We start from the raw sequence: 24,445 nt of genomic DNA on the forward strand, positions 1-24,445 counted from the left end.
CTAGAACCTCCGGTCGCTCAGCAAGCGTGCGAAGGCGACGAGCTCCTCGCTGATGCTGTCCTCCAGCCAGGAGTCCTCTACCAGCGAGATTGCCCGCTCGGACAGGACGTTGATCTTGTCCTCGATCTGCTGCGCCGCCCCGCAATCTTGAATGATCTGGCGCATCCCGTCGATCTGCTCCGCAGTGTGCTCCGCCGCGCCGGGAAGCGGACCGAAATCTTCCCGCAGTCGGGCCAGCTGCTCCGGGCTGCACTCCGCGAAAGCGGTATTCACCAACACCGTTCGTTTCCCGGTGCGCAGATCATCCCCGCTCGGTTTGCCAGTCACGGCAGGGTCGCCGAAGACGCCCAGCTGATCGTCCCGAAGCTGGAAAGCCTGCCCCACCAGTGTCCCGTACTCCAGGAGCAGCTCGATCGTGCGCTCATCAGCGCCTGCCAGAGCCGCGCCGATGTGCAGTGGACGGGCGACCGTGTAGCTAGCGGTCTTGAAGTTGATCACCTGCAAGGCATCGGCGATCGACTCGCTCCCGTTGTTCTCCAAGGCGATGTCCAGCTGCTGGCCGGCGATCACCTCAGTACGCATCGCACGCCAAGGACCCCGCACCCGCTCGACAATCGCTGGGCTCAGTCCCGCGGTGGCGAGCAGATCATCCGCCCAGCTCAACGCGAGGTCACCAGCCAGAATGGCCTGGCTGATGCCGTAGTGTTCCGGGGATCCAAACCAGTCGCGCTCGCGGTGTTGGCTTTCAAACACTCGGTGGGTGGTGGGGTTGCCTCGGCGGGTATCGGACTCGTCGATGATGTCATCGTGGATCAGCGCACACGCCTGAACAAACTCGAGAGCACTGAGAGCCAGCAGCACGGTCGCCGGGTCGACGTCCTGAATGCTGCTGCCATCGGCCCCGCCACCTTCCAGGCCGGCGCGGAAACCAGCCCAAGCGAAGGTCGGTCGGACGCGCTTGCCACCGCCCATGACGAAGCCCCGCAACACCGCCATGGCGTCGTTGAACTCGGGCGCGATCGCGGAAAACTCCGCCGCACTGTGGTCGAAGTAGGCGTCCAGGGCACGGTCGACAGCAGCCGGAACGTCCTTCAGCGGTGAGCGCAGGTCCCAACCGGCCAGCTGGTTCGCAACCGGCGGCTGGGAGATCGTCGACAGGCCATGCGGGGAGGACGGAGTGGTCACAGGGAGCACACCTTTCGGGGCTGTGGGGCAGGGCGGGGCGTGGATGCTGAGTGAGCAGCGCACGAAGCGCCCTGCTTTGAAGGTTCGATCTTGTGCCTCATAGTCTAAAGGTCGCTGCAGACACCGGCGAACAGGCGCAACCGGGGTGGGGGCCGGATAGGTCAGTGGGGGTGGGGGAACCCGACGGCACGCGAGTGTTAGCCCGGAACGCGACCTAGACAGAGATGTCTACTATGATTTTCTTCATGTCTGCATCCAACCCCCACGGTCACCACGAGAAGACCTCACCGCTGCCGGGCACACCACCACAGCCCACGCTCCAAGTTCCAGTGAGCGAAGCTATCCGTGGCTACAGCCCCGGTAAGATCCCGTTCTCCGTTGAATTCATGCCCCCGCGCGACGATGCCGCCCAAACCCGGCTGTGGAACGCTGCGGAGGCCTTCCACGACCTCGGCGTGAGCTTCGCATCCATCACCTACGGGGCCGGTGGCTCCACCCGGGAGCGCACGATGGAGGTCGCCCAACAGCTGGCAGCCAAGCCACTGACCACCCTCATGCACCTCACCCTGGTGGACCACTCGGCCGACGAGCTGCGCGCCATGCTCCAGGACTACGCCCGCCGCGGCATGACGAACGTGCTCGCGCTTCGCGGCGACCCGCCGGGGGACCCGCTCGGGGCATGGCAGGCCACGCCCGGCGGGCTGAACTATGCCTCCGACCTCATCGAACTGATCCGCAACACCCCGGAGTGTGAAAACTTCGATATCGGTATCGCCAGCTTCCCGGAGGGGCACTACCGGGCCGAGGACCTGGAGCAGGACACGCAGGTGACCCTGCACAAGCTCCGGCTGGGGGCGGACTACTCAATTACCCAGATGTTCTTCAACGTGGAGAACTACCTCCGGCTGCGCGATAGGCTCGCCGCCGCCGATCCGATCCACGGGGCAAAGCCCGTGATTCCGGGACTCATGCCGATCACTTCGATCCGTTCCGTGCGCCGCCAAATGGAACTGGCGGGTGGCGAGGTTCCCGTGAAGATCCTGGAGCGCCTGGAGAAGGCCGCAGCTGGCGATGAGGTTGCCAACCGTGATGCGGTCCGCGAGGTCGGCATCGACATCACCACCGAGATGAGTGAGCGTCTCATCGCTGAGGGTGCGCCGAACCTGCACTTCATGACTATGAATAACGTGCGGGCGACCCAGGACGTGCTGCACAACCTGGGGATGGCGCCAGCATGGGGGCCGGGTTACGGCCAGGACATGGTTCGCTAGCTCACCGGCGACGCCTACCGGTGCGTTCGCCCCGTGGGGTGGGGCAGCTGCTGGGCAAGTCTGCCCCGGACCGGCGCGCGGGGGCTAGCGTGCCACCCGGTCCGCGTCTGACGCTGGTTCCCTCACTGTGGTGGGGTCGCCTGGGGCGTTGTGCAGGCGCTTGCGAAGGATGCCGAAGGGGCGGGGATCGCCAGGGAAGCGGTGTTCCCGCAGTAGATCGGTGAAGCCCAGGCTGCGGTAGAGGTGCCACGCGTGATTATTCTCGCCGGGCACCTCCGGGGTGGAGAGCATTGCGTCGCGGGTGGGCAGGATGCCCAGGACCTCCGTTAATAGCCGGGTTCCGATGCCGGAGCCCTGAAATCGCGGAAGAACATGGATCTCCGAAATCTCGGTGTAGCTCGACAGAGTCTCGGTGACGTCCTCCGGCGGCATGCCCGAAGCCAGCAGGCCGTAGCTGACCTGCTGGTACCACCACGTTCCTCGGCTACCTTGGAAGCCAAAGCAGACACCCACGATCTTCTGCGCAGGGTTGGCTGGATCCGGTTCTTCCGCCGGTGAGTGTAAGAGCGCTACCAGGCTCGTGAAGTGTGGGTGGTTGGCGTTGCTGAGCCACAGGCTGCGCCGTTGTCGAAATGCCTCCGGCGGATACCCCATGGCCTTGAGGTGCAAAGCAACGAGTTCATCGAGGCGTCGCAGGAAGACCGCGCGGCTGATGGGTGCGAGGGAGACGAGGTGATCCTGGTCGGGTTGCGCGATGGGTTGGCTCATAGGGATATCGTCCCACGTATCAAGCGCGAGGGTGTGCAACGGGAGATGCTAAAGCGTAATTAGAACACGTGTTCGAATAGTGGGCGGGGGTGTCTGCGCCGAGCTTTAACGTCAGGGGTGCAAATTGCGAAACGGAAGTTCTCGAAAGGTGGGAGTGGCGATGGCTGTGATGTCGAAGACAAGGGGGACGCTGCGTCCCAATCCAGCGGAATTTTTGATGCGTGCGGAAGCCCAACTCGTGTTGGCGAACGAGGCTTATGGTCAGGGGGATCTGCCGCGGGCTGTTGTCTACGCCTATCGCGCCGGGCTACGTGCTGCGGGTGCTGTTATCGACGCCGAGCGGCCGGCTCGTCGCAGGCTTCCGGCCGGTTCGGCGTGGCTGCGTCTCCGGGCGGTGCGACCTGACCTCGGCGGCTGGGCTGACTCTTTCGAGCAACACGCCAGGCTGGCGGAGCGGGCAGATATTGGCCTCGAGCGTGATGTAGCGGATTCTTCGTTTCAGGAGGTGTACTCGGATTCTGTCGAACTCCTGGAGCGTGTGCGAATGGAGCTGGGCCTTGGCCTGCAGGCTGCCTAGGGCTTTGGGGCTGACTTAATCCTGCTCATTGGTTAGAGTGGGGAATCGAGTAGTAACTAAAACATGGGGAAGCCTCGCTGCGGCGGGGTGGCTTCCAGCAGACTGCGGCGTTGGCGCGATCTTCCGCCGGAGTAAATGAAGATCTGAAGCGCGCTACAGTGGGTTATCAGGTCGCGTGCTGCGTTGTTGTGGCCACGCGGAGGATCAGTAGAGGGAAACGAGGACTGTCATGGCTCTCTCGGAACAAGAAAAGCAGATGCTCGCAGAGATCGAGCGGGCTTTGATCGCGGAGGATCCGCGCTTTGCTCAGGGCGGGGATGACTCGGCGCCGTCGGGGGTGCGCTTCGATATCCGTTCGATCTCGCTGATCATGCTCGGCATCTGTCTGCTGGTCGGCGGTGTCGCTCTGGCGCAGGTCTCCCTGTGGTTCGTGATCCTGAGCGTTGCGGGCTTCCTGGTCATGCTGGGTGGCGGAATGATCGCGCTGAATAACGGCGATTCCCCGGCTCCAGCGAAGAGCGCGAAGTCTCGTCGGGTTTCCGCTGGCGGAGCTGTCCGGCAGGGGGATGGCGGTCTGGGGGACCGCATGGAGGATAAGTTCCGCAAGCGTTTCGAGCGCTAAGCCCCGCGGTGAACTAGCGGGCCCCAGCCCGAGAGCCCTCGCCACATGGCGAGGGTTTTTTCGTGCCTTCTTCCGAATCCCCACTTTCACCCACTCTCGACCCGCTGAGACTCGAATTGGCGTTATTTAGAGTCAAAGCCACCATGAAAGGCGCCATTTTTGGGCCTTGTGGATCGGATTTCGATGGCGGAAAGTTCGCGCTCCCCACCGGTCTCTGTCGTGAACCTGCAGGTTGTTTCGCTGGCTTGAGAAAAAACACGCCTAAACACGCCAGCTGGGTGGTTAAGGTGGTGCAAGGTGGGGTAAAGTGGGGAATGTTGGTGATTGAGGGGGCTTCCTGAATGTAGGTAGCTCGCCGGTCCAGACCGGACGCACCGCAAGAGCCACGGATAACTTCACAGCGAAAACATGGCATGGCTGCACGAGAAAACGGCGAAAGGGGTCACAAGACATGTTCTTTGGCACCTTCACGCCGAAGCTCGACGACAAAGGGCGACTCACCCTTCCTGCGAAGTTCCGCGAGGAACTCAAGGACGGCCTGATGGTCGTTAAGGGGCAGGACCACAGTCTCGCGATCTACCCCCGCGAGGAGTTCCTCCTCCGGGCCCGCAAGGCTGCGGCCGCGAGTCGCAGCAACCCGCAAGCTCGCGCTTTCGTGCGAAACCTCGCGGCAAGCGCGGATGAGCAGGATCTCGACTCGCAGGGACGCATCTCCGTCTCCGCAGCGCACCGCGAATACGCGGGGCTGAAGAAGGAGTGCGTCGTCATCGGCTCGGTGGACTTCCTCGAGATCTGGGATGCCCAGGCTTGGGAGGAGTACAGCGCAGCCCACGAGGCAGATTTCGCCGCAGGCGACGACGAAGCCTTCGCGAATTTCCTCTAGCCCGCCATGCCACATCGACCGGCCACGATCACGCCGGTGATGCCCGTGATGTGTGCAGGCCCTTGCCTGAGCGGAAGACGTGACCGTTTGATGCACTTCCCCAACATCAAGCCCACGCCCGCGCAGGTAAGGCCCTGTTCATATCAACCCAAGACAAAACCCAAGCAGTTTGACGGCGCCCGACCCACAGGCAGGCGCCCACCCCAAGTAACCCACCGACGAGCCCAGAGGAGCGTGACCGTGGCAACGAACACCCCCCACGATCCGAGCAGCCCAGGCCACGTTCCCGTCATGCGGCAGCGCATGGTGGAACTCGTCGGCATCGGTGTGACCGCAGACAGCGCCCCAGCTCAGCCCATCATCGTGGACGGCACCCTGGGGGCCGGAGGCCACACCGAAGCATTCCTCGAGGCCTACCCCAATGCCATCGTCATCGGGCTGGATCGCGATCCCAACGCGCTTGCTGAGGCCCGCGCCCGCCTCGAGCGCTTCGGTCAGCGATTCTTCAGCTACCAGACTCGCTTCGATGGCATCGGTGAGGCACTAGAGCACTTCTCCGAGGACCCTGACTTCCCGGTCGACATCCGTGAGCAGGGGATCTCCGGGTTCCTGTTCGACCTCGGGGTGTCCTCCATGCAGCTGGACCAGGAGGATCGCGGTTTCGCCTACCGTGTCGACGCCCCACTGGACATGCGCATGGACCCCAGCAGCCGGCTGACTGCGGCGGAGATCCTCAACACCTACGAGCACGGCGAGCTTGCCCGCATCCTCAAGCGCTATGGCGATGAGAAGTTCGCGGGCAAGATCGCCTCCGCTGTCATCCGCGAGCGCGAGAAGCAGCCCTTCGACAACTCCGCGCGCCTCGTGGACCTGCTCTACGCAACCATCCCAGCCGCGGCACGACGGACCGGCGGGCACCCCGCCAAGCGAACCTTCCAGGCACTACGGATCGAGGTTAACGCGGAGCTGGAAAGCCTCGAGCTCGTCATCCCGGCAGCCTTCAGCTGGCTCCGTGTCGACGGCGCCGGGGTCTTCATGAGCTACCAGTCCCTCGAGGACAAGATCGTCAAACAACAGCTCAAGGGCATGACCGAGTCCACAACGCCGCCCGGGCTGCCAGTCGAGCTGCCCGGCACCGAACCGGAGTTCGAGCTCCTCACTCGCGGGGCAGAGAAAGCCAGCGAGCAAGAGATCGCTGAAAACTCCAGATCCGCCCCCGTGAGGGTCCGGGCAGCGCGGCGAATAGGCGCCCACACCTCCGGAACAGACGGGCCACACTACCCGCTGGCGTCGCCACAGTAAGTGGACCGAATAGCCCGACAGAAACCTCAACAACAACCGCGCACCGCACCACGAAGCCCACAACGAGCCCGAAGAACCAGGCAAAGGACAGGATATGACCACTCCCGGAATGCTGAAGGAGCACCCCAGGACTGCCACCAAGGTCGAGCGAGCAGAGCTGCGCACCAGCGCACCCCGTTCGCTCAAGCGGCAGCCGGCCAAGCCCCGTCGCAGCCTGCACCGCGCTCCGGCCTACCGTGGCCGCCTCGGCTCGCAGCAGCGCGTCTCGGAACGCGGCCGCCGCCTGCAGCCCATCAAGCAGGAAAACTCCCGGGTCTTCCGCTTCGTGGCCTTCGCCGTTGCCGCGTGCATCATCGGCACCGCCGCCGTCATGCTGCTCGCCGGGCTGACGACGGAGAAGACCTTCCAGATCACGGACACAGAGGCCAAATCCAAGACGCTGGCCAACGAGATCACCACGCTGGAGCGAGACGTCGAAAAGGCGAAGTCCGCGCAGAACCTGTCCGCGAAGGCCGCCGAACTGGGCATGGTTGCCCCGGGGCAGGCAGGCATTCTGGAGACCAAGGGCGACAAGGTTGACCAGCGTCGCGAGGCGGATAACTCCAAGGATCGCCGGGTCGTCGACGTCACCGGGAATAAACGAACTCGCGAGGCAACGTCCTCCCCGGAGGAGACCCGCAACGTCCCGGGGCTGGCGCCTTCTAGCCCGGCGGGTGCGGAAGCAGCCGGCAACATGAACTCCGGGGACCTGCCATATGCCAACCAGGGCCACGGCGCCCCAGCCCCCGCACCAGCTCCGGCCCCGGCCCCGGCCAACGGCGAGCAGCCGGCACCGCCGGCGCCACCAGCAGCACAGCCCGCACCGGCGGCACCCGCCGAAGCGAATCCGGCTCCGCCCGCCGCGCCGCGACCGTAACTGGCCGCACAGCGCCTAAGATTCTAAGCGCTAAAACTTCCGGGACACCGCCGCGTCCCGGCCAGTGAAGATCTGCGTCTCCAACCCAAGAACCATGCCGATCTTGCAACTGCGAAGACAAAGATCGAGGAGGACACACACCGTTGGCTCAGCAGTGGAACCGTCGGCCGGCAGACGGCTCGCGGAATACGCGAGCGCTGCTGCTCCTCGACAACAGCCCGCAGCGCTATAACAAGCGCCTGCGGCTCTCCCTGTTCGCCATCGTTATCGTCGTCCTCGCGCTCATCCTGCGCCTGACCTGGGTCCAGCTCATCGCGGGCCCAACGCTCGCGGAACACGCCGCTGCGCAGCGCACAGCCGTCATCGCTGAACCAGCCCACCGCGGCGCCATCGTCGACCGCGAGGGCCGCAACCTCGCCTACACGATGGAAGCCAAGTCGCTGTCGGTGCTGCCGAATAAGCTGCGCGGCTACATGGACGAACGGCACAAGGCGAACCCGGATGAGGTCCCGCCAGCCGACGAGCGCATCGAGCAGATCGTCGAAGAACTGCCCGACATGATCCCGGCATCCGAAGGTCGGGTGAAGAAGGAAGACCTCCGCAAGAAACTCACCGACGAGAAGGTCACCTACACCGTCCTCGTCCGCAACGTCGCCCCAGACGTGGCACAGAAGGTCACCGAAAAGTTCCCGGAGATCACCGCGGAACGCCAGGACATCCGCCAGTACCCCAACGGTGCGGTGGCCCAGAACATCATCGGCAAGATCAGCGCCGATAACCAGGGCCAATTCGGCCTGGAGCTCTCCCAGGACAGCCGACTGCAGGGCGTCAACGGCTCCAAGACCCTGGACATCGCTGGCGGCCTCACTATCCCAGGCTCCGCCCGCGACGAACACCCGCCGGTCAACGGCGATAACTTCGAGCTCACCCTCGACCTCGACGCGCAGGCCTTCATCCAGCAGCAGGTGCAGCAGGCGAAGGATAACTCCAAGGCCGAGTCCGCTTCCGCCGTCGTGCTGGACGCCAAGTCCGCTGAGGTCATCGCGATGGCCAGCTCCGACACGATTGATCCCAACGGTGACCTGCAGAAGCAGCTGCGGGCCAACAAGGCCTTCGGCGACCGCAATACCGCGGAAACCTTCGAGCCGGGCTCCATCGCCAAGATCATGACGGCCGCGGCCGCCATCGAGGAGAAGAAGACCACCCCGGACGAGGTCCTGAAGGTGCCCGGCTCAATTGAAATGGCCGGCGTCACCGTCCGCGACGCGTGGGAGCACGGCGTGGCCCCGTACACCACCACCGGCGTGTTCGGGAAGTCCTCCAACGTCGGCACCCTGATGCTCGCCGAGCGCGTCGGTCAGGAGAAGATGTACGAATACTTCCGGAAGTTCGGTGTGGGCCAGGCTGCAGACGTGGGCATGCCACACGAGGCCGCGGGCTACATGCCGGAGCTCTCTCAGTGGTCGGGCGGTACCTTCGCCAACCTCCCCATCGGGCAGGGTATGTCCATGAACCTGCTGCAGATGGCCAGCATCTACCAGACGATCGCCAACGACGGCGTCCGCGTCCAGCCGCGCCTGATCAAGTCCATCACCAACTCGGACGGGGAGGACGTCCCGCAGCCGGTCCAGGGCGAGACGCGCGCCGTGTCCGCAGAGACGGCGAAGACCGTCCGCGCGATGTTCCAGTCCGTCACCCAGGATGACCCGAACGGTGTGCAAAACGGCACCGGTGCCGCGGCCGCAGTCGAGGGCTACCAGATCGCCGGCAAGACCGGCACCGCCCAGCAGATTGATCCGGACACCGGCGCGTACTCAAACTCCAACTACTGGATCACCTTCGGCGGCATCGCCCCGGCGGATAACCCCCGTTTCGTCGTCGCGATCATGCTGGATAACCCGCAGCGCGGCACCGAGGAAGGCGGTGGCGGCGGGGGCTCGGCTGCGCCGACCTTCCACAACATTGCATCCTGGTTGATGGATCACTACAACGTTCCGCCTTCCCCGAAGGCACCACGGCTCATGCTGGAGGCTCGATAACATGGCAACCCACCAGGCCACTGACAATTCCGACCGCAACACCAGCGGGGTAACCCTCCGCGCACTCGCGGCACTGACCGGCGGCACGGTCGCCGATACCCATCAGGACGTCACCGTCGACTCCGCCGCCATCGGTTCCGCAGACGTCCAGCCCGGCGGCCTGTTCTGTGCCGTTCCAGGTAGCCGCGTCCACGGCGCGACCTTCGCAGCCGACAGTGGGGCCGCTGCCGTCCTCACGGACGCCGAGGGCGCGGAGATCCTCGCCGATGCGGACCTCCCGCTGCTGGTCGTCGACGACGTCCGGCGCTGGATGGGGCCGGTCGCAGCGGCGGTGTACGGCCACCCGAGCCGCGACCTGCGCATCATCGGCATCACCGGAACCTCGGGTAAGACCACCACGACGTACCTCATCGAGCGCGCCCTGATGGCCAAGCACAACGTCGGCATCATCGGTACCACCGGCACCCGGATCAATGGCGAGCAGATCCCCACGAAGCTCACCACCCCCGAGGCGCCGACCATGCAGGCCCTGCTGGCGCAGATGCGCGACCGCGGGGTCACCCACGGGGTCATGGAGGTCAGTTCGCATGCGCTCGCGCTGGGCCGGGTGACCGGCATCGATTTCGACGTCGCCGGCTTCACCAACTTGAGCCAGGACCACCTGGATTTCCACCCGACGATGGAGGACTACTTCGAGACGAAGGCTCAGCTGTTCCTCCAGGCTCAGGCCGAGGGCGCGGAACTGCCCGCCGCCGTTGTCTGCGTCGATGACGACTGGGGCCAGCGCCTCGCCGACATGATTGCGGACTCCGGTCACCAGGCCCTCACCGTGGGCACCACGCAGCAGTCTGGCGCGGATTGGCAGGTCACTGACGTGCACGTCACCCCGGCCGGGCGCCAGGAGATCACCGTGGCCGCCGAGGGCGAAGAATTCAGCTACGACATCGGCCTGGTCGGCTCTTTCAACGTGGCCAACAGCCTGCTGGCGATCAGCTGCGTGGCGCAACTGGGGGAGGACCCGCAGGCCGCAGCAGCGGCAATCGCGGATGTGCAGGTGCCGGGCCGCATGCAGGCCGTGGACGCCGGGCAGCCCTTCCTCGCGGTCGTGGACTACGCCCACAAGCCGGGCGCCGTCGCCGCCGTCGTCCGAACCTTGAGCGACTACCTGCCGTCCCCGACGGGGCGCATCGGCATCGTGCTGGGCGCCGGCGGTAACCGCGACCACGATAAGCGCCCCATGATGGGCGAAGAGGCCGCGAAGATCGCCGACGCCGTCTTCGTCACCGACGACAACCCGCGCGATGAGGAACCCGCCCCGATTCGGTCGATGATCCTGGACGGGGTGCGCAAGGCAGCCAAGGCGCGCGAGGCGAACGGCGAGAAGGTTTTTTATGACGACGTCCCGGGCCGCGCGGACGCCATCCGCGCGGCGGTCGCATGGGCTCGCCCCGGCGATGCGATCGTGGTGGCCGGCAAGGGACACGAGACCGGCCAGGAGGTCCGCGGGGAAATCCACCCATTCTCCGACCTCGAGGAGCTCGCCGCTGCGCTTGAGCGCCGGCGGGCGTTGACCAGCAGGCACACACGAAGCTCCGCGACTAACGAGAGGCGACGAAGCAATGATTGAGCTTTCAGCAGGTGAAATTGCCGCCATCACGGGTGGCGAATTGATTGACGGCGCCGCCGCGGAGACTATCGTGGCGGGGCCCGTGGAGTTCGACTCGCGCAACGTAGCGCCGGGGAGCATCTTCATGGCGCTGCCCGGGGCCACCGTGGACGGGCACGACTACGTGGCCGCCGCGGGTGAGCAGGGCGCGGCGTTGGCCATCGTGGGCCGGCCCGTCGGCTACCCGGCGCTGCTGGCTCCGGCCAGCGAGCGGGCTGAGGGCACCGATAATTCCGCGGTCTTCGGCGCAGATGAGGAGGGCTACGGGGCGGCGGTGCTCGCCGCCGTCGATAAGCTCGCGCGCCACAACACCGACGTCCTTGCCGACGAAGAGGGCATGGTCGTCGTTGGTGTGACCGGCTCGGCCGGGAAGACCTCCACGAAGGACCTGATCGGTGCGCTGCTGGGTGACCTGGGAGAGACCGTCGCCCCGCCGGGCAGCTTCAACAACGAAATCGGCCTGCCCTACACCGCGCTGCGCGCGGACCGAGACACGAAGTTCCTGGTCTCCGAGATGTCCGCCCGCGGTGTGGGCCACATTGCCCACCTGACCACGGTCACCCCGCCGAAGATCGGCGTCGAGCTGAACGTTGGCAGCGCACACCTCGGCGAGTTCGGCTCCCGGGAGGCGATCGCACAGGCCAAGGGAGAGCTCGTCGAAGCACTCCCTGCCGCAGAGGATGGCGGGATCGCGATCCTCAACGCAGACGACGACGCGGTGATCGCCATGCGGCACCGCACCCGCGCGCGGGTCGTAACCTTCGCGCTTGACGAGCGTTCCAAGACGGGGGAGCGGGTCGACTACTGGGCCAGCGACATCCGCCTGGACGAGGTCGCCCGGGCGTCCTTCCGCCTGCACCACCCGTACGGTGAGCCGGTGGACATCCGCCTGGGCGTGTTCGGTGCCCACCAGGTCTCCAACGCGCTCGCCGCCGCTGCGGTTGCGATCGAATCCGGCATGCTGCCGGCGTCGGTGGCCCGAGTGCTGGGCAACCACGTCGCCGCCAGCGCCAACCGCATGGATGTGCGAACCCGGCGCGATGGTGCGACTATTATCAACGATTCCTACAACGCCAACCCGGAGTCCATGCGCGCTGGCATCGACGCCCTGGCCTACACGGCCGGTGGTCGTCCGGAGGCCAGTAGCTGGGCTGTGCTGGGGCAGATGGGCGAGCTGGGTGAGGAATCCGCCGAGGAGCACACCGAGCTAGGCAAGTTCCTCGGCACCCGGGGCATCGAACACGCCGTGATCGTTGGCACCGGGGTCAATCAGCGTGCCATCGCCGATGCGGCGCGGGAGCACGGTGTGGATACCCGCAGCGTCGAGGATGTCGACGCGGCAGTGAATTTTGTGGATCAACATGTCAAACCCAAGGATGTTGTGCTCGTGAAGGCGTCATACTCTGATGGTCTCTGGGCGGTCGCCGAAGGGCTTTTGGCGGACGAAGGAGCATAAGGAAAACCCATGATGCAGATCTTCATCGCGGGCGCCGTGGCGTTCCTCGCGGCTGTACTTTTCACCCCGGTTCTCATCCGGAAGTTCTCGGACGAAGGCCTGGGCCAAGAGATCCGCGAGGAGGGGCCGAAGTCCCACCTGAAGAAGCGCGGCACTCCCACGATGGGTGGCATCGCCATCCTCGTGGGCATCACCCTTGGCTATATTGTCGCGGTGCTGGTCGGGGTTATCTTTACCGGCTCCGGCCCCGGCGTGTCCGGCTGGCTGGTGCTGGGCCTGACCCTCGCCCTGGGCGGGGTGGGCTTCGCCGATGACTACATCAAGCTGGTCAAGGGGCGGAACCTGGGGCTCAACGCCCGGGCGAAGCTCATCTGCCAGCTGGTGATCGCCATCGCCTTCGGCGTGCTGATTCTGCAGTTCCCGGATTCCAATGACATCACCCCGGGATCCACGTACCTCTCCTTCGTCCGGGAGATGCCGACGTTCAACATCGCCGTGGGCGGCGCCGTCATCGGCATGATCCTGTTCCTGATCTTCATCAATATCGTCATCTCCGCCTGGTCGAATGCCGTGAACCTCACGGACGGCCTGGACGGGCTGGCGTCCGGCGTGACGGCCATCGTGATGGGGGCGTATGTGCTCATCACCTTCTGGCAGTTCCGCAACTCCTGCGCCGATGGGGCGGCGGCTGGGTGCTACTTCGTGCGCGATCCGCTGGACTTGGCGATGCTCGCCTCCGCCGGCTTGGGCGCCTGCCTTGGCTTCCTGTGGTGGAACGCCGCCCCGGCGAAAATCTTCATGGGGGACACCGGTTCGCTGGCCCTGGGCGGTCTTGTCGCCGGCCTGTCGATTACCTCCCACACCGAGCTGCTGATGATCATCGTGGGCGCGATCTTCGTTCTGGAGACCGTCTCCGTGGTCATCCAGGTGACCTACTTCAAGACGACCGGTAAGCGCGTGTTCCGCATGGCACCGATCCACCACCACTTTGAGAACGGCGGTTGGGCCGAGACCACCGTCGTCGTCCGCTTCTGGCTGCTCGCAGCCCTGGCCGCGATGACCGGCTTCGGCCTGTTCTACGGCGAGTGGCTGACCGCCACGAGCTTCTAAACCCGCGAAAGAGGGCCTATCATGTCCACCGATTCGATCCTTCACCCCCAGTCCGCTGTTGACATCATGCGCTCGCAGACGGTCTTCGTCGCCGGCGCCGGCGTGGCGGGCAAGGGCATCGTCGCCATGCTCGAGGGCATCGGTGGACGCTTCAAGATTGTCGACGACCGCGCCCAGGCTGCGGATCTCAACACCGCCGAGGCTATTGCCGCGGTGTCTTCGGCTGAGACCGCGCCCGCACTGCTGATCACTTCGCCGGGGTGGCGCCCGGACTCAGAGCTGCTGCTCGCAGCCCAGGCCGCGGGCGTGCCGGTGATCGGTGACATCGAGGCCGCCTGGCTCGCGGACCAGGCCGGAGCCTTCGGAACCCCGCGCACCTGGATTGCGATCACCGGCACGAACGGCAAGACCACCGCCACCGCGATGACCACGGCGATGCTGCAGGCAGCGGGCCTGGCCGCCGTGTCCGTCGGCAACATCGGCACCCCGCCGGGGGCCGCGTTGGTGGCCGACGAGCGGGCGGACTACCTCGTCGCCGAAGTCTCCAGCTTCCAGCTGCACTGGGCGCCCACCTTCACCCCGGACACCGGCGTGGTGCTCAACCTCGCGGAAGATCACCTGGATTGGCATGGCTCCATGGCAGGCTACGCCGGGGATAAGCTCCGCGCCCTTCGGGGACCGCGCCCGGTGGTTGCAGTGGACGAACAGCTCGTCCGCGAGCTCGCTGCGGACAACGGTGTCCCCAACGTGGTGGCCTGCAGCATGCAGGATCCTGCCGAGGTGCTCGCCCAGGCACATTTCCCGCTCGTTGTGGGGGTGGTGGAGTCCGAGGCAGGGGCGGTCATCACCGAGGTAGCCACCGCCGAGAACGGTGAACTGCAGGTCACCCCCATCGCCTCGGCGGAAGCGATTTCCCCACCGGGGCCGGCGGGCATCGCCGATGCTGTGGCGGCCTGCGCCCTCGTGCGAGCCTTCGACGTGCCGCCAGTAGCCATTTCGCAGGCGCTGCACGGCTTCGAAGTGCAGGCGCACCGTGGCCAAGCCGTGCACCTGGCAGAAGGGGTGATCTGGATTGATAACTCCAAGGCCACGAACCCGCACGCAGCCATCGCCGCGCTCGGCGGGCTAGAGAACATCGTGTGGGTCGCCGGCGGCCAGCTCAAGGGCGCGGAGGTCCACGACCTCATCGCCACCGTCGGACCTGGGCTGCGAGGCGCGGTCGTCCTCGGCTGTGACCGGGCGGAGATCATTCGTGAACTGGCGGCACAGTTCCCAGACCTGCCCGTCACGGAGGTCTCGAACACCGACCCGGAAGGAGCGATGGCCGAGGCGGTGGCCGCCGCCCGTAGCCTCGCTGCACCAGGGGACAGTGTTGTCCTTGCGCCCGCGGCGGCGTCTCTGGACATGTACACCGGCATGACACAGCGCGGCGAACTCTTCGCCGCCTACGCTCAGCGCACAGGCGCCGAGGCTTGCACCAGCGAACGGGAGGGCGAGAACCAATGACTATGACTTCACACCACGGCTCAGGCCGTGATCGTGCCCGGCGCCAACCCGCCCGCACCGAGTACCCCCGCCGCCACGCGGATCAAACGCGACCGAAGCAGAGCGGTGGCGGGCAGAACTCCACCGCCAAGGGCGTGGGAGCCAAGATCAGCGCGGTGCTGGATGCCCCGCAGCTGAACTACAAGGTGATCCTGAGCATCACCCTGATGCTCACCGCCATTGGTTTGACGATGGTGCTGTCCTCCTCGATGGTCACCGCGCGCACCCCGGATACCTCCGTGTGGTCCGTATTCCTCAACCAGGCCCTGTACGTCGTCCTCGGCCTCGTGGTTGCCTGGCTTGCCCTGCGGCTCCGGCCGGACACCATCAAGGCCATCTCCCCGTGGCTGCTCGGCCTCGCACTGTTCCTGCAGGTGGCACTGTTCATCCCGGGGGTTGGTGTTGGCGCGGAAATCGGGTCCCACTCGTGGATCCGCTTCGGCTCCTTCGGTATTCAGCCTTCCGAGCTGTCCAAGGTGGCGCTGGCTGTGTGGGGTGCCGCGGAGATCAGCTCCAAGACGCGCCAGACCGACGAATTCCGCCCCGCTCTTGGTCGATTCCTGGCCGTGGGCACGGCCATGGTGCTGCTGGTTCTGCTGCAGAAGGACCTCGGCATGATGCTCACCGTGGGCATCGTGTTGATGGCGCTGTTCTTCTTCTCCGGTGTCTCGGCTCGCCTCATCGCCCTCGTCGGCGGTGTCATCGCGCTGCTGGCCACTGGCGCGACCATCGCCCAGGCCTACCGAAGCGACCGCATCACGACGTGGAAGGACACCCTGTTCCTGAACTTCCGGGAGGGCAGCACCAGCGGGCCGTCCTACCAGTCCTATCAGGGGCTGCTGAGCCTCTCGGACGGCTCCCTGACCGGCACGGGGCTGGGGCAATCTCGCGCGAAGTGGTACTACCTGCCGGAGGCGAAGAATGACTTCATCTTCGCAATCATCGGGGAGGAGCTCGGCTGGGTGGGGGCCATCATCGTGGTCGCGCTCTTCGCCTTCCTCGGCTGGTTCGGCATCCGCACCGCCCTGGCGCAGGCAGACCCGTTCCTGTCCATGCTCGCCGCAACCCTGACCCTGGGCATCGTCGTGCAGGCGTTGTACAACATCTCCTACGTCGTGGGCCTGATGCCGATGACGGGTATCCAGCTGCCACTGATCTCCGCGGGCGGTACCTCTATGGTCATCACCCTGGGCTCGCTCGGTCTCCTCGCCAATTGCGCACGCCACGAGCCCAAGGCGATCTCCTCGATGCAGCACGAGGGTCGTAGCCTCTTCGACCGGATGTTCCTGCTGCCGGAGCCGCTGCCGTACCGGGCGGGGGAGGAGCGCCGCATCGAGCGTCGCAATACGACTCAGCGCTACGGTCGACCGGTGACCCGCCGGGAGTCCACCGCGGGCACCGCGGGGCAGGATGTCCGCCGGGAACGTGACCGGAACCGTCGCGCGCAGGAGCGGCTGCCGCACCGCGATCGCGTGCCAGATTACGATGGCACTAATAGCTGGCACCGGCAGGAACCACTGCCGCAACGTCGAAGCCGCAGTAGCGCGAACCGCTACTCGACAAGGAGGAAGTAGAAACCCATGGGCCACAGCACACACCGGGAGGATCATCCAGCAGGCGGGCGTACCGATGCCGCGCCGTCGGTGGTCGTCGCAGGAGGCGGAACCGCTGGCCACATCGAGCCAGCGCTCGCGGTCGCCGAGGCTGTGAAGCGCCTGGCCCCGAACGCCCGGATCACCGCACTGGGTAGCCCCAAGGGATTGGAAGCCTCGATCGTGCCTGACCGCGGCTTTGACCTGCGCATGATCCCGCCGGTTCCGGTCCCGAGGAAGGTGAATAAGGACCTATTCACCCTGCCGCTGCGTTTGAAGCAGGCCATCGACGAGACCAAGGCCCACCTCCGTGACGTCCAGGCGGACGTCCTCATCGGCTTTGGTGGCTACGTCTCTGCTCCGGCCTACCTCGCCGCCCGTTCGCTGGGAATCCCGTTCTTCGTGCACGAGGCCAACGCCCGTGCCGGCATGTCTAACAAGCTGGGCGTTCGCCTCGGTGGGACTGCACTGGCCGCCGTGCCGGGCTCGGGCCTGAAGGACGAGAAGATCGTGGGCACCCCGGTCAAGGAATCCGTGTTGAACCTGGACCGCGCAGCGTTGCGCGCCGAGGCCCGCGAGTTCTTTGGCCTTGACCCCGAAGGACCGGTCCTCCTGGTCACCGGTGGTTCCCAGGGTGCCGCCAGCATCAACCGCGGGGTTGTTGACGCCGCCGATGCCCTCCACGAGGCGGGCGTGGGCGTCCTCCACGCCTTCGGCAAGAAGAACGAGATCACCGCACCCGAATTCGACACCGCACCCCGCTACCAGGCGGTGCCGTATATCGACCGCATGGATCTCGCGCTCGCCGCAGCCGACGCCGTACTGTGCCGCGCGGGTGCGATGACCGTCGCCGAGGTCTCCGCCGTCGGCCTGCCTGGCATCTACGTCCCGCTGCCGCACGGCAACGGGGAGCAGGAGCTCAACGCCCGCCCTGTTGTCGACGCCGGTGGCGGGGTGATTGTCCCCGATGCCGAGCTCGACGGCGCGCGCGTCGCCTCGGAGGTCACCGCACTGCTCGGCGACGAGCAGCGGCTGGCCCAGGCCAGCGCGGCAGCCGAGTCCGCCGGTCACCGCGATGCGGCGGACGAGATTGCTCGAGCTCTGCTTTCAGCAGCCCGCTAGGCGCCCAGACCCGCTTCAACCGGACGCCGGGCCACAGCACCAGCAGGTGGCCTCTCCCGGTGCGATTATTACGACACCCCTTTCAAGGCAATAGCCCTTCCCACGAAGATTGAGGATCCCATGACCACGCAGCCTGAACAGATTGATCTGAGCCGCACCCACATGGTGGGCATCGGCGGGGCCGGGATGTCCGGCATCGCTCGAATCCTGCTCGCCCGGGGCTACAGCGTCACCGGCTCCGACATGAAGGATTCCCGCAGCGTTCTGGCGCTGCGTGCAGCCGGGGCGGAGGTCGCTATCGGACACGACGCCGCCAACGTCACCGGTGGCGCGGCACTTCCGACGGTTGTCGTGACCTCCTTCGCCGCGATTCCGCAGGATAATCCTGAGCTCACCGCTGCCCGCGAGGCCGGGATCCCCGTCGTCCGCCGCTCCGACGTGCTCGCCGCCCTCATGTCCGATCGCCGGGCGTTCCTACTGGCGGGCACCCACGGGAAGACCTCCACGACCTCGATGGCGGTGGTGGGCGTGCAGGCCGCCGGCCTCGATCCTTCGTTTGCCATCGGCGGGCAGTTGAACCGCGCGGGCACGAACGCCCACCACGGCACCGGGGAGATCTTCATCGCCGAGGCCGACGAATCCGATGGCTCGTTCCTCTCCTATAGCCCGGAAGTTGCGGTGATCACGAACATCGAGCCGGATCACCTCGACTACTACGGCACGGAACAGGCCTATGTGGCGATCTTTGATGAGTTCGCCACGAAGGTCACCCCGGGTGGCTACCTGGTGTGCTGCCTCGACGACCCGGGCGCTGCCGCGCTGGCAGCCCGGGTTCGCGCCGCGGGTTCGGCGCCCACGGTGTTGGGTTACGGCACCCGCGCGGCCGTCGACCAACACCCGGATATCCCGGCCGCCGCGATTATCGAGGAGATGCGCCCCGACGCACGTGGTACGGCTGCGAAGGTTCGGTTCACCCTGCCCGGCCAGGAGGAACGCTGTGAGGACATCCGCGTGGCCATCCCGGGGGCACACATGACGCTCAACGGGGTCGCCGCGATCACCGGCGGTGCCCTCTTGGGCGCGGACCTGGAGAAGGTCATCGCTGGGGTGGCCGATTTCGACGGGGTGCGCCGCCGTTTCGAGTACCACGGTGAGGCCGGTGGCGTGCGGGTCTACGACGATTATGCGCACCACCCGACCGAGGTCACCGCGGTGCTCACCGCCGCTAAGGAGCTGGTCGAGGCGACCGACGCCGGACGCATCATCGCGGTATTCCAGCCCCACCTGTACAGCCGCACCATGAACTTCGCCGCTGAATTCGCCCGTGCCCTGTCCCTGGCGGACGAGGTTGTTCTGCTGGATATTTTCGGCGCGCGTGAGCAGCCGGTGGAGGGCGTGGATTCCCGCATCATCGGTGAGAAGCTGACCTGCGACTGGCACTTCCAGCCGGACTTCTCCGCTGTTGCGGAGCAGGTCATCGGCATCGCGAAGCCGGGGGACGTGGTGCTCACCATTGGTGCTGGCACGGTCACCATGCTCGCCGATGAGATCCTGCGCTGCGGCCGGGAAGCGCAGGGGGAGTAGGGGCCATGGCGGAAGAAAAGACCACTCGCGATCGGCGCGGCCCCCGCAGCGCGGGAGTGCAGGCCCGGGAACGTCGCAGGCGAAGCAAGCACGCGCGGCGCCGGTGGGCGTTTGTGGCGGTGCTCGCCGTCGTTGTCGCGTGGGCGGTGCTCTTCTTCTTCCCGGTTCTTACCGTCAAGAACGTCGACGTCCAGGGCGCCAAAAACGCTGACGCCCAGCAGGTCAGCGAAGCGAGCGGGGTGGGCCAGCAGAGCAACATGCTGCGCCTGGATACCGAGCAGGTCGCCCGGAACGTCGCTCCGACGCCGTGGGTGAAGAAGGTAACCGTCTCACGCAGCTGGCCGAGCACCGTGACAATTCAAATCACCGAACACGAGGCCGTCGGCGTGCTCGACGAGGGTGGGGAGACATCCCTGATCGACCGGGACGGCAAGGTCTTCCTTAAGGGGCCGGCCCCGGAGGGTGCGGTGCCGTTTACAAAGGTCAAGGACGGCGACACCCGGGCACTGGCTGCCGGTGCGGCGGCGGTGAATGCGCTGCAGCCGGAGAACCGCAAGCAACTGGTGGAGGTCGCGGTCCCGAACGCCGAAGCGGTTGAGATGACCTTCGAACTGCCCGCCCCGGAGGGGGAGCAGAAGCCTCGCAAGGTCGTGTACTTCGGAGCTGCCGAGCAGCTGACGGAAAAGGCCGAGGCGGTGCGCGTGGTGCTGCAGCGCGAGCAGCCCACGTGGAACGTGTCTAATCCCGCCATGCCGACAGCCCGGGATTAACAGGGATTTTTCGCTGCGTTGGGGTTGGCGCGGCGCTCCTGAAGCGCGTGTGACTGGTGTGACTCATGTGCCGATATTCGCAGGTCGGAACCTTAAAGTAGAACTTTAAAGATACGACACGCTCCTGAAATGTGCGCCAAATCTTTGGCCCTACGGGTCAAGATGGAAGGCAACGAAAAGGCTCCACGAAAAAGCGCGGACCTTTCCCCGAAGGCTCGCGCACAAGGAAGGCGGAAAACTTTATGACAACTCCTGGAAACCACCTCGCAGAAATCAAGGTGGTTGGTGTCGGCGGCGGCGGAGTCAACGCCGTCAACCGCATGATCGATGAGAAGCTCCAGGGCGTGGAGTTCATCGCGATCAACACCGACGCGCAGGCTCTCATGCTCACCGATGCCGACGTGAAGCTCGACATCGGCCGCGAGGAGACCCGCGGTCTCGGCGCTGGTGCCAACCCGGATGTCGGCCGCAAGTCCGCCGAGGACCACAAGGACCAGATCGAGGAGATTCTCGCTGGTGCGGACATGGTCTTCGTTACCGCCGGTGAGGGCGGTGGCACCGGCACCGGTGCCGCTCCGGTCGTTGCCAACATCGCGAAGAAGCAGAACGCCCTGACCGTCGGCGTCGTCACCCGTCCGTTCACCTTCGAGGGGCCGCGCCGCACCAAGCAGGCCCTGGCGGGTATCGAGGAGCTCCGCGACGTCTGTGACACCCTCATCGTCATTCCGAACGACTCCCTGCTGAAGCTTTCCGACGAGCAGCTGTCCATGATGGACGCTTTCCGCAAGGCGGACGAGGTCCTGCTGTCCGGTGTCGAGGGCATCACCAAGCTGATCACCACCCCGGGCGTGATCAACGTGGACTTCGCGGACGTCCGCTCCGTCATGACCGACGCCGGCTCCGCCCTGATGGGCATCGGTACTTCCCGTGGCGAGCAGCGCGCCGTCAAGGCCACCGAGGCTGCGATCAACTCCCCGCTGCTGGAGAACACCATGCAGGGCGCCAAGGGTGTGCTGCTCTCCTTCGCGGGTGGCTCCGACCTGGGCCTGATGGAGGTCTCCGAGGCCGCATCCCTGGTCCAGACCATGGCCGACGAGGACGCCAACATCATCTTCGGCACCATCATCGACGACCAGCTCGGCGACGAGGTTCGCGTCACCGTCATCGCCACCGGCTTCGACGACTCCCCGTCGGCATCCTCCAGCGCCCAGCGCGGCGGGGCTGCCCACGCTGCCGAGAACCGCGGCGCCAGCATCTTCGGTGACTCCGAGGCCCCGCGCGTCGAGGCTGAGCCACTGCAGGAAGCCGCACCGGCCCAGCCAGCGACCCCGGCAAGCGAGCCGCGCCAGGAGCGCCAGAGCTCCTTCGCCGCCCGCGAGGGCCGCGCAGGTCAGAACCCCGCACGCGGCGGCGGCCTGTTCACCTCTGACGAGCCGGCTCGCCCGCGCCACGAGCGCACCGACGGCCCGGACGAGGGCGACGACCTCGACCTCCCGTCCTTCCTCTAACAGCGATGGCTACGGCACACCCGACCGAGCGCCCCGTCCGGATGGTGTTTACCACCCGTGACGGTGGCGTCTCCGAGGCTCCCTACGGCAGCTTTAACCTGGGAGATCACGTCGGGGACGACCCGGCGGCGGTCGCCGCCAACCGCGGACGACTCGCCGAGATCCTGGGGCTCGACGCGGAGCGCTTCATGTTCATGGAGCAGCTGCACACCCCGACGGTCACGGAGGTCACCGCGGACATGGTGGGGTCGGGTCCCGTGCCGGCCTCCGACGCTCTCGTCACGACGCTGCGGGACGTCCCGCTGGTCGTCCTGACTGCCGACTGCGTCCCCCTCCTGCTCGCCGATCAGGACGCCCGCGTCATCGCCGCGGTCCACGCCGGGCGGATCGGGGCCCGCAACGGCATCGTTCCCCGGGCCGTGGAGCGCATGGTGGAGCTTGGCGCCAACCCCACCGCGATCCACGCGGTGATGGGGGCTGCGGCCAGCGGCGAAAACTACGAGGTTCCGGCCGACATGGCGGCGGACGTGGAGTCCCGCCTGCCTGGGGCGAAAACCCGTACGAAGCAGGGGACCACCGGGCTCGACATCCGGGCGGGCATCGCCCGCCAGCTCGAAAGCCTCGGCGTGGGCGCGGTGGACATCGACCCACGTTGCACCATTGCCTCCGAGAACCTGTTCAGCTACCGCCGCGAGGGAACCACCGGTCGCCAAGCTGGCGTAATCTGGATGCCATCATGACAAGCCCAGATGGAGATAAGGCCCGCGCCCAGCGGGCAGAGCAGCTGGCGGAGAACCTCCGAGCCGTGCGGCAGCGCATCGCCGTGGCCGGGGGAGCAGACCTCCTGCCGATCACGAAGTTTCACCCGGTAGAGGACATCGAGCTCCTGCGCGCCGGCGGCATCCACGCGGTCGGGGAAAACCGCGAACAGGAAGCCAAGCGCAAGGCCGCTGACCTGGCGGGAAGCGTCGAGATCCACATGGTGGGTCAGATCCAGACCAACAAGGCCAACTCCGTGGCTCGGTGGGCAGCCGCCGTCCACACCGCGGACTCGGAGCGCCTCATTAACGCCCTCGAACGCGGCACCGGCCTGGCGCTGGAGCGCGGCGACCGGGCGGAGAAGCTGCCGGTACTGGTGCAGTTCAGCGCCGACGGTGACCCCCAGCGCGGCGGTGCCCCGGAGGACCAGATCGACCAGCTCGCGGACCTGGTTGCGGGATCGGAACACCTCGAGCTGCGCGGCCTCATGACCGTCCCTCCTTTGGGCAGTGACCCGGCCGAGGTCTTCGCCCGCGGCCGCGCGCTGCTGGACGGCATCAGCGACCGGGTTCTTGGCGCGCCGGTGTACTCCGCGGGCATGAGCCACGACCTGGAGATCGCGATCGGCGAGGGCTCCACGTTGGTGCGTGTCGGTACGGACATCATGGGCCCGCGACCAGTACGTTAACGAACAACGAATACCCCAATAAACAGTGATTGCAGCAAGCGAAAGGAAACCCAAGCATGGCTGAGGGCTTTGGCGATAAGTTCAAGGAGTTCTTCGGGCTCGGGGGCGTAGAAAGCTACGAGGACCCTTACTACCGGGATAACTTCGAAGAGCGCCCCGAGCGCACCGAGCGCCACGAGCGTGAGGACCGTTCGGCCGGACGCTACGACTCCGATCACTACGGTTCCTACCGCTCCAGCGAGCGACGCTCCGAGGCTGGCTCCTCTCACGGCTACGGTTCCGACCGGGAGCACGCGGCCCCGGCACGTTCCCGCTATGGTGCTACCGAGCGTGAGGCTGCCCCGGCGCAGAAGAATCCGATGGTTATCCGCCTGGCGCTGAACGAGTACAACCAGGCGCGCGAGATCTCCGAGGCGCTGAAGACCGGCGACGTCGTCGTCTTCAACCTGGGCGGGATGGAGAAGTCCGCCGCAACCCGCGTGCTGGACTTCGCCGCAGGCCTGAGCCTGGGCCTGGACGCCGAGCTGAAGAAGCTGGGTGGGGTTCGTAACTTCGTGCTGATCCCGCACGGCATTGAGCTCGAGCAGTCCCAGCTGGATCAGCTGACGGAGGGCTGATCCCGAGTGGTCAACCTCATCGGAGCACTCATCCTGCTCGTCCGCCTTTTCACGCTGCTCCTCATCGTGCGGATCATCGTGGAGATGGTGCAGTCCTTCTCCCAGAATTGGCGCCCGCAGCGCTGGTTCATCATGCTTGCCGAGCCGATCTTCGCGATCACCGATCCGCCGGTCAAGGGGCTGCGTAAGCTCATCCCGCCGCTGAATATGGGCGGGGTTGCCCTCGACGTTTCTGTCTTGGTGCTGTTCTTTGGTCTGCAGATTCTCACGATGATTCTGTACTCCCTCCTCTAGCGAGGAATCCCGGGAGCACCCGGCCAGGGCGATGGTTTTTCAGAACTGGTGAAGAAAACCGCCTCTTGATAGGAACAAAGCCTTTTCGCGCTGGTATGGTGGAATACAGTCTTTCTGAAGAATAAAACCATCCTGCAGACAGGCATTGCCGAAAATAACCGAGAGCGAAGG

Annotated in this window: 22 protein-coding genes; 20 read left to right on the top strand and 2 right to left on the bottom strand. The window is 65.9% G+C overall.

The genetic code is table 11. From position 1 onward, the window contains the following. Positions 1 to 1,185, bottom strand: coding sequence for a polyprenyl synthetase family protein (locus tag QP413_RS00480; RefSeq protein WP_284780050.1), 1,185 nt, complete (start codon positions 1,183 to 1,185; stop codon positions 1 to 3). Between the two features lie 245 nt (positions 1,186 to 1,430). On the opposite strand from QP413_RS00480, the gene QP413_RS00485 reads away from it, so the two are divergent. Further along, positions 1,431 to 2,456 (top strand): methylenetetrahydrofolate reductase, encoded by a 1,026-nt coding sequence (locus tag QP413_RS00485; protein WP_284780052.1) that lies wholly within the window; start codon positions 1,431 to 1,433, stop codon positions 2,454 to 2,456. A gap of 84 nt (positions 2,457 to 2,540) precedes the next feature. On the opposite strand, the gene QP413_RS00490 is transcribed toward QP413_RS00485, so the two are convergent. Continuing rightward, on the bottom strand, positions 2,541 to 3,224 hold the full coding sequence (locus tag QP413_RS00490) for an N-acetyltransferase (protein ID WP_070761959.1): 684 nt from the start codon (positions 3,222 to 3,224) through the stop codon (positions 2,541 to 2,543). A 169-nt stretch (positions 3,225 to 3,393) separates the two neighbouring features. Between QP413_RS00490 and QP413_RS00495 the strand changes: the two genes are divergently transcribed. From QP413_RS00495 to QP413_RS00585, 19 genes are all read left to right on the top strand, one after another. Further along, complete coding sequence (locus tag QP413_RS00495) at positions 3,394 to 3,801, top strand: SAV_6107 family HEPN domain-containing protein (RefSeq protein ID WP_246817996.1); 408 nt, start codon at positions 3,394 to 3,396, stop codon at positions 3,799 to 3,801. Positions 3,802 to 4,030: 229 nt separating this feature from the next. Continuing rightward, positions 4,031 to 4,423, top strand: a complete 393-nt coding sequence (locus QP413_RS00500) for a DUF3040 domain-containing protein (protein WP_070757996.1) — start codon at positions 4,031 to 4,033, stop codon at positions 4,421 to 4,423. A 451-nt stretch (positions 4,424 to 4,874) separates the two neighbouring features. Then, positions 4,875 to 5,306, top strand: coding sequence for a division/cell wall cluster transcriptional repressor MraZ (gene mraZ / locus QP413_RS00505; protein WP_012360462.1), 432 nt, complete (start codon positions 4,875 to 4,877; stop codon positions 5,304 to 5,306). 240 nt (positions 5,307 to 5,546) lie between these two features. Further along, on the top strand, positions 5,547 to 6,608 hold the full coding sequence (gene rsmH / locus QP413_RS00510) for a 16S rRNA (cytosine(1402)-N(4))-methyltransferase RsmH (protein ID WP_148812081.1): 1,062 nt from the start codon (positions 5,547 to 5,549) through the stop codon (positions 6,606 to 6,608). A 94-nt stretch (positions 6,609 to 6,702) separates the two neighbouring features. Next, entirely contained in the window at positions 6,703 to 7,524 is an 822-nt protein-coding gene (locus QP413_RS00515) for a hypothetical protein (RefSeq protein WP_284780053.1), read from the top strand. A gap of 143 nt (positions 7,525 to 7,667) precedes the next feature. Beyond that, positions 7,668 to 9,563 carry a penicillin-binding protein 2 gene (locus tag QP413_RS00520; protein WP_070757998.1) on the top strand — a complete coding sequence of 632 codons (1,896 nt, stop codon included), beginning with the start codon at positions 7,668 to 7,670 and terminating at the stop codon, positions 9,561 to 9,563. Between the two features lies 1 nt (position 9,564). After that, positions 9,565 to 11,190, top strand: a complete 1,626-nt coding sequence (locus QP413_RS00525) for a UDP-N-acetylmuramoyl-L-alanyl-D-glutamate--2,6-diaminopimelate ligase (protein ID WP_284780057.1) — start codon at positions 9,565 to 9,567, stop codon at positions 11,188 to 11,190. Then, positions 11,183 to 12,685: a UDP-N-acetylmuramoyl-tripeptide--D-alanyl-D-alanine ligase gene (murF, locus tag QP413_RS00530; protein ID WP_284780059.1), complete on the top strand. Its 1,503-nt coding sequence runs from the start codon at positions 11,183 to 11,185 to the stop codon at positions 12,683 to 12,685. The genes QP413_RS00525 and murF overlap by 8 nt, the downstream gene beginning before the upstream one ends. Before the next feature lie 9 nt (positions 12,686 to 12,694). Continuing rightward, positions 12,695 to 13,795, top strand: coding sequence for a phospho-N-acetylmuramoyl-pentapeptide-transferase (gene mraY, locus QP413_RS00535; protein ID WP_149121623.1), 1,101 nt, complete (start codon positions 12,695 to 12,697; stop codon positions 13,793 to 13,795). 21 nt (positions 13,796 to 13,816) lie between these two features. Then, on the top strand, positions 13,817 to 15,301 hold the full coding sequence (gene murD / locus QP413_RS00540; protein WP_284780060.1) for a UDP-N-acetylmuramoyl-L-alanine--D-glutamate ligase: 1,485 nt from the start codon (positions 13,817 to 13,819) through the stop codon (positions 15,299 to 15,301). Then, positions 15,298 to 16,914, top strand: coding sequence for a putative peptidoglycan glycosyltransferase FtsW (locus tag QP413_RS00545; RefSeq protein WP_070761883.1), 1,617 nt, complete (start codon positions 15,298 to 15,300; stop codon positions 16,912 to 16,914). The genes murD and QP413_RS00545 overlap by 4 nt, the downstream gene beginning before the upstream one ends. 6 nt (positions 16,915 to 16,920) lie before the next feature. After that, entirely contained in the window at positions 16,921 to 18,054 is a 1,134-nt protein-coding gene (gene murG, locus QP413_RS00550) for an undecaprenyldiphospho-muramoylpentapeptide beta-N-acetylglucosaminyltransferase (protein WP_284780063.1), read from the top strand. 120 nt (positions 18,055 to 18,174) lie between these two features. Then, positions 18,175 to 19,638 carry a UDP-N-acetylmuramate--L-alanine ligase gene (gene murC / locus QP413_RS00555; protein ID WP_284757801.1) on the top strand — a complete coding sequence of 488 codons (1,464 nt, stop codon included), beginning with the start codon at positions 18,175 to 18,177 and terminating at the stop codon, positions 19,636 to 19,638. A gap of 5 nt (positions 19,639 to 19,643) precedes the next feature. After that, the gene (locus QP413_RS00560; protein ID WP_284780064.1) at positions 19,644 to 20,408 is read left to right on the top strand and encodes a cell division protein FtsQ/DivIB; all 765 of its coding nucleotides are present in this window, start codon (positions 19,644 to 19,646) and stop codon (positions 20,406 to 20,408) included. Positions 20,409 to 20,650: 242 nt separating this feature from the next. Then, positions 20,651 to 21,916: a cell division protein FtsZ gene (gene ftsZ / locus QP413_RS00565; RefSeq protein ID WP_070758015.1), complete on the top strand. Its 1,266-nt coding sequence runs from the start codon at positions 20,651 to 20,653 to the stop codon at positions 21,914 to 21,916. Positions 21,917 to 21,921: 5 nt separating this feature from the next. After that, a complete protein-coding gene (pgeF, locus tag QP413_RS00570) occupies positions 21,922 to 22,656 on the top strand; it encodes a peptidoglycan editing factor PgeF (protein ID WP_284780067.1) in 735 nt (244 codons plus the stop codon). Further along, positions 22,653 to 23,363, top strand: coding sequence for a YggS family pyridoxal phosphate enzyme (locus QP413_RS00575; protein WP_284780070.1), 711 nt, complete (start codon positions 22,653 to 22,655; stop codon positions 23,361 to 23,363). The genes pgeF and QP413_RS00575 overlap by 4 nt, the downstream gene beginning before the upstream one ends. 56 nt (positions 23,364 to 23,419) lie before the next feature. Next, entirely contained in the window at positions 23,420 to 23,980 is a 561-nt protein-coding gene (locus QP413_RS00580; RefSeq protein WP_070758020.1) for a cell division protein SepF, read from the top strand. A 6-nt stretch (positions 23,981 to 23,986) separates the two neighbouring features. Further along, entirely contained in the window at positions 23,987 to 24,274 is a 288-nt protein-coding gene (locus QP413_RS00585) for a YggT family protein (RefSeq protein WP_070758022.1), read from the top strand. Positions 24,275 to 24,445: the final 171 nt, after the last annotated feature.

Origin of the sequence: Corynebacterium sp. UMB4614 (assembly GCF_030217065.1) — a bacterium.
Classification (GTDB): Bacteria; Actinomycetota; Actinomycetes; order Mycobacteriales; family Mycobacteriaceae; genus Corynebacterium.